This window comes from Paenibacillus sp. N119s, from assembly GCF_059447605.1.
In genome coordinates this window covers 1-5,248 of sequence record NZ_JCAJRU010000297.1, presented here as the reverse complement: position 1 = coordinate 5,248, position 5,248 = coordinate 1, and the positions used below count along the sequence as shown (strand labels likewise).

The following is a 5,248-nucleotide window of genomic DNA, read 5'->3' as shown; positions in this document are numbered from 1 at the left end:
GTAACTGGTGAGTTACCTTTTTGGTAACTGAACAGTTGCCTTTTGTGTAACTGAGTTACCTTTTTAGTAACTCGGATCGGTTGCTTTTTTGGTAACTCAGTTACTTTTTTAGTAACTGGTTTGCCGAGATTTGGGGTATGAGTTTCAATGTTGATTTTGATTAAATCATTCATCATTTTGGGGTCATATCGCTCCACCACATCGACAGTCCACATGTCATAGTGCTTATTGATCTGGAACACATTCATGTGCTCGTCCCATAACAGAACATGATTTTCAACCAGCTTTTTGAGTTCCTTTTTGATATGTTCCTTACGAACACCACATAGCTCAAAATGTTTAAGCATAGGAATTTTAGCCGATGGCTTCCCGCATCCCCAGCTCAGCGTGAGGACAAAATCAATAATATCCCGCTGCCGCTGAGTAAACTTCCGCCGGATCAGCTCTCGATGTATTTCATGTGATATGCGTATATGTGCGTCCGTAGGCTGAGGATTTACATTGGAGTCCACCGGCTTCACCACCTAATCTCTTGCGTTTTATATATAAATACCGTTCGCTTCTTCACACCGCCCAGAATCATTTACACACTCTGCTCCCTACCATCCCGCAGAAATATATAAGGGTACTTAGCTCGAATCACTGTCCAACCTGGATAGCCCTGCGCGAAGTATTCTCGCACCTCGCGCTTAAAGGCTACAGGGTCGGACTCTTTAATCCGCCAAATGTGTTCACCAATCATGCTGCGTAACAGCGGCTTGCCAGTAATCTCATCTATAAAACTCATTCAAATTCCAGTTCATCCTGACCCGATCCGTCAGCAGGCTGCTTCGGACCAGTATTATTCGGCGAATTTTCATCAGCTTCATTCGGCTCTTGCGGCATATCAAAAACAAATGGTGCATCGTTTGGAGTGATATCTTTACGCACCGTTTCATCCTGAGTAACCGCAGAAGCAATTTCCACACTGATGGGTAGCCACTTCCATCCGGAACGTACAACCGTCTTCTTGCACATTTCGGTATAGTCAGTCACCCAAGGTCCGTTGTTTGATGCCTTGGAACGTTTTTTGTGCGCTTCAATTTCACTGATCGGCATATAGTGGATGAAATGACCGCCGTCATTAAACTTGGCAACCATATAAGCCCCAATGATCTTCCCTGACTCGGCAGGTTGAGCGTCCTTGCGCAAAAACCAAGGAACGTGCTGCAATTTTTCTTCCAGCCCATATGTCAGCTCAATGAAATCATTTTCATAGACTTCGTGAGCGGCAATAGACTTGATGTTTCCGGACCGTCGGGCCAGATCAATCATCCCTTTGTAACCGATGATGAATGTGGCTTCCGTTTTATATGGGATGATGTAGCAATGTCCGATCAGACCAGGTTCAAGTCCGAGTTGTGCCGCTTGCATAACCGCACCCATGAGTGACGGCATAGAGCATTCCAGTAGCTTCGGATTCGTACGAATCGTCGTCAGGGCAATACGGCTGAGCCGATCAATGCTCATATGCTTCGGCATGGCCTCCGCGATCTGATGTTTCATTTTATCCATATAGGCTGCAATAGTTTGGGAAGGTGTAGGAGCTGGAGCTTTGTTTGCTCCAGTCGCCTTGTCTTGCAGCTTCTTCTCCAATTGATTGCCGGCACTGCGTTGTCCTGCCATAATTGCCTCCTTACTTCACCAAAAAACGTCTTGAAGACGTGGTGTTTGCATATTTTTCATAGATATGCGGCTGCTCCTGCTTCAAGCGTTTGGAGTCTAAACGAGTCGTACTGCTGGATTTCCAAGTCAGCAGAGGCTCACCGTCATAAACCGCCATTTCATGGTCACCCATCACGGCTTTCAGCTCGTTCTCCAATCGCTTGACCTGTTCCGTAGCCGCTTGCGCGTTTTCTTTAGCGGCAATGAGCTTGTCCACAAGCAATGCCTGATCCTTCTCCAGCGTAATTTCTGTCGCTGGCCGAGAAGCAGGATACAAGCGATTTAGCAGCTCAGTTGAAGCAGCGCTACCGTCTACCATCGGCGGAACCCGAGGAATTACATGCTTGTTCCAAAACTCGTCCTCGATCTGTATGAGAGAATCAATAATGCCCTCGTTTCGTTCGACCAGCTTGTATTGAAATTTCTGACCACCGATCAGAACGGCAAAATACCCGTAATCCACACCAAGCACAGCCATGTAATGTTGGAGCTGAATGGCGTATTCGTCAGGAACCTGATCGTCGGCCCATTCGCTCAGCTTATAGGCGCTGGCCGTTTTACATTCCAGGATCCCAAGTCCTCGACCACCTTTGTCTAAAATCAGGCGGTCCACATTACCCAACATAAATTTATGTGTAGGGTGCTGATACATCTTATTGCTGCGTTGCACACGCAACCCAGTTTGGTTCATAAACTCACGAGCGACTAAATCCTCTAACTGATTGCCCCAGTAAGCTGCTTCGCCTGGTTCGTCTGGCACAATCTGATCCGTTTTTTCTAAAAAGACACCAACGGGTGACTTGTATCGATTCAGCCCTGCGACAGCAGAAGCATCAGAACCACCAATGCCGCGTTTACGCAATTTCAACCATTCATCACGCTCAATGCCTTTTGTAATAGCAGCTACATTCATAGCCATATACATATCGCTCCCTCTTGTTAGGAACGGCCACCCATGATAAGATGACCGTATTCACATATTTAGTTATCAAAAGGACAAGGTGACCCGGTGCAACGGGTCATTTTTCACTTTCATCATGTTCCACGATCTGCCGATACTCGACGATCACAGGTGCATTCTCGATGCTGACGATAAGCTCATCTTCTTCATCTAATACATGGAATTCAGAATGGACATTATTTTCATACTCCGTACCGACTTGCTTAATCTCAATGACTTCACAGCCGTTTAGCTCCGTCCCAACTTCAAATATCCTTGTTGGATTAGAGACAACGGTCAAACGTTGAATAACTTGCACAAAGTTTCCTCCTTCCGTATGTAATTTCAAGCAGACTGGATTCGAACCAGCAGTCAGGCGCGCTCCGTCGTTTTCCGCCCGATATTCTCACCATCGCGTGTACACGTACCATCGTGCCGCTGCTTTGTGATGCGTCAGCCGCATCTTCGACCCTCGAACGGGAGTAGGGTTATATTACCGTCCGGTGGTCGAAGACAAGGCCGACATGGCCTGTCCTCACTTATATCCTCACTACGTCGATTGCAATATGTTGCCGAGAAATTGCGCTCTGTCATCTGATGGAAGGAAGTTCAAACTCATCAAAGCATTGTTCCATTGAAAGTACGCTTCTTCCCGCTCCTGTAGTAGCTCCCGAAATTCAGGTGATACCACTGAGCCTCCCCCTTGCAGAAAAGCTTCTATTGCATCCGTGTTGGCCTGCGTAGCTGCCTTCTTATCCATGAAGTTTTGAATAAGGCGCTCCTTAATTACCTGTGTCATATGCAGTCACCCTTGCTTTCTGCCGCAGAAGGAGATAAAATAAGCAGCACAAGAGACTTTAGACGAGTTCTCAAAGCAAGTGTCCGCCCTACCCGGCGGGCATTTTTATTTTGTTCTTGAAAATATAAATGAAGATTCATCATGAATGCTGCTTGAGCAATACTTTTTTGACGGTGACTCTCAGAAACGATTTCTGGATTTTGCAGCATCATGTTTAAATTGTGCTCTGCGTTTGCTGCAACAAATTTGGCTTCATCCTCTAATCTCTCGATTTCCATTTCTGTTTCCTCATTTCATATATTTTTTTGCCTTCAGGTCAGCTCGGTGTTCCTTCCAAGTACCCAACCAGGAAAACGAATACTCCTTACATAACACTGCCGCGAAATGCGTAAGAGCAGTAATAGCTTCAACCGTCTCCATCAGTAGACGTTTCATATTTTGGCGCTCAGAATCAGTAAGTTGGTCAGCCGTTTTGCTAATTGGAACCTCAGCAGACAGAACAAGAACTTCCCTCATTTCTTCAACCGTCTTGAACAGTACACTTGCCCTATGCAGGTCTACATTGTCCAGCCAAGGAGCAAAGGCACCGCCTGTTACTTCCCCGGCTGCTGCAATGTAAAGCTGGCCGTCATCATAATGCTCCGCAGCTTTTTGCATGAGCTCTTTCGATGGTTTGCGGGAGCCTTTGATGATCTTTCCAATTAATGAAGCATCCACGTGGGTAACTTGTCCGGCTGCGTTACGCGTTTCCCCCCGTCGTTTCAGAACCTCTTGAAGATTGGGACCAAACTGTCCAATTGACATGTTTTTTTCCTCTCCTTTGTCCGAATGACACGTTTATTACGGACAGAGGGCTGATGTAGTATTAGGTTGTAAGTTCTTCCCCCCGTATCCCCTCAACCCGCTGGAGCCGGTACAGCCCGACGGGTTTCTTCTATTCATATGGACCCTGACTTGTTCTCTCTTAGCCATTCCAAAGGTTCCGGCCAGAGGACTCGTTTGCCGCGAGCACCGCCAATGTTATATATAGGGAAGCCTGGCTCCTCAACCATGTCATAAGCCGCCTGCTTCCGAATTTTCATTCGTCTTGCCATTTCAGGAACCGTGATAATCTCGCCAGAATGCCGATTCAATTTCTGCACCTCCTTTCCGTGTCAACAGACTTCTGTGGGACGAATCCAGTAAAAACGCATAGGCTAAACTTCCTATGATGCTTTATCTTTTTTTACTCCATATGTGCCGCTAATTCTCTACTATATTTAATCCAGTAGCGTGCCAGCCGTTTATGCGTCCGCCGCCAAGCTTCTTCGCTCATAGTTGACGGTTTACTCATTTAACCGGCCCCCTTTTGTGTTCTTGTACTTTTATTTTGGCATGTATACTGAACCTGTACTTTTAGTCCAAAAAAAAGATAGTTGATATCGGCTTTTAGGATTTCGGAAATTTTAAACGCATCTGTAAGGGAAGGATTAGAATAACCATTTTCCCAATTGCTTACCGTAGCCTTTGAATAACCTAGTTTAAATGCAAGTTCTTCTTGAGTTAGACCGCTTTTTTTTCTAGCATCTGCTAGGGCGTGATTTTTCAAATTTATCACCTCTCTTGTACACCAATCTTGTACCTATGGCTCTATTATAAGTACAAGATTGGTGTATGTCAACAATAAAATACAAGGTTAATGTACTTATTTTATATATAGGGTATATTAGATGTACAATATACATGTACTTTTATAATTATTGTTTAGGGGGAAGTTGTGTGTTTCGCGGAGATAGAGTTGCGTATAGAAGAAAAAAGAAAAAGCT

At 45.4% G+C, this 5,248-nt stretch carries 10 protein-coding genes; all 10 read right to left on the bottom strand.

The features are described from left to right. Positions 1-512 (bottom strand): replication protein (locus AC5V8P_RS23160; protein ID WP_495473905.1); only part of this gene is annotated, 512 nt, incomplete at its 3' end. Positions 513-583: 71 nt separating this feature from the next. Then, positions 584-787: a hypothetical protein gene (locus AC5V8P_RS23155; RefSeq protein ID WP_081276800.1), complete on the bottom strand. Its 204-nt coding sequence runs from the start codon at positions 785-787 to the stop codon at positions 584-586. After that, a complete protein-coding gene (gene recT, locus AC5V8P_RS23150) occupies positions 784-1,665 on the bottom strand; it encodes a recombination protein RecT (RefSeq protein WP_064796758.1) in 882 nt (293 codons plus the stop codon). Before recT ends, AC5V8P_RS23155 begins: the two co-directional genes overlap by 4 nt. Positions 1,666-1,675: 10 nt before the next feature. Next, on the bottom strand, positions 1,676-2,623 hold the full coding sequence (locus tag AC5V8P_RS23145) for a YqaJ viral recombinase family nuclease (protein ID WP_064796789.1): 948 nt from the start codon (positions 2,621-2,623) through the stop codon (positions 1,676-1,678). 100 nt (positions 2,624-2,723) lie between these two features. Continuing rightward, entirely contained in the window at positions 2,724-2,963 is a 240-nt protein-coding gene (locus AC5V8P_RS23140) for a hypothetical protein (protein ID WP_064796759.1), read from the bottom strand. 231 nt (positions 2,964-3,194) lie between these two features. Continuing rightward, complete coding sequence (locus tag AC5V8P_RS23135; protein ID WP_064796760.1) at positions 3,195-3,443, bottom strand: hypothetical protein; 249 nt, start codon at positions 3,441-3,443, stop codon at positions 3,195-3,197. Next, positions 3,440-3,721 carry a hypothetical protein gene (locus tag AC5V8P_RS23130; RefSeq protein WP_064796761.1) on the bottom strand — a complete coding sequence of 94 codons (282 nt, stop codon included), beginning with the start codon at positions 3,719-3,721 and terminating at the stop codon, positions 3,440-3,442. The genes AC5V8P_RS23135 and AC5V8P_RS23130 overlap by 4 nt, the downstream gene beginning before the upstream one ends. 10 nt (positions 3,722-3,731) lie before the next feature. Further along, positions 3,732-4,247 (bottom strand): helix-turn-helix domain-containing protein, encoded by a 516-nt coding sequence (locus tag AC5V8P_RS23125; protein ID WP_064796762.1) that lies wholly within the window; start codon positions 4,245-4,247, stop codon positions 3,732-3,734. A 134-nt stretch (positions 4,248-4,381) separates the two neighbouring features. Continuing rightward, positions 4,382-4,576 (bottom strand): hypothetical protein, encoded by a 195-nt coding sequence (locus tag AC5V8P_RS23120; protein ID WP_064796763.1) that lies wholly within the window; start codon positions 4,574-4,576, stop codon positions 4,382-4,384. A 200-nt stretch (positions 4,577-4,776) separates the two neighbouring features. Then, positions 4,777-5,031: a helix-turn-helix transcriptional regulator gene (locus tag AC5V8P_RS23115; RefSeq protein ID WP_064796764.1), complete on the bottom strand. Its 255-nt coding sequence runs from the start codon at positions 5,029-5,031 to the stop codon at positions 4,777-4,779. Positions 5,032-5,248: the final 217 nt, after the last annotated feature.

Bases quoted from the DNA above. Each gene is read 5' to 3' on its own strand.
- AC5V8P_RS23130 (WP_064796761.1), bottom strand. From the start codon at position 3,721: ATGGAAATCGAGAGATTAGAGGATGAAGCCAAATTTGTTGCAGCAAAC.
- AC5V8P_RS23145 (WP_064796789.1), bottom strand. From the start codon at position 2,623: ATGGCTATGAATGTAGCTGCTATTACAAAAGGCATTGAGCGTGATGAA.
- AC5V8P_RS23155 (WP_081276800.1), bottom strand. From the start codon at position 787: ATGAGTTTTATAGATGAGATTACTGGCAAGCCGCTGTTACGCAGCATG.
- recT (WP_064796758.1), bottom strand. From the start codon at position 1,665: ATGGCAGGACAACGCAGTGCCGGCAATCAATTGGAGAAGAAGCTGCAA.
- AC5V8P_RS23135 (WP_064796760.1), bottom strand. From the start codon at position 3,443: ATGACACAGGTAATTAAGGAGCGCCTTATTCAAAACTTCATGGATAAG.
- AC5V8P_RS23125 (WP_064796762.1), bottom strand. From the start codon at position 4,247: ATGTCAATTGGACAGTTTGGTCCCAATCTTCAAGAGGTTCTGAAACGA.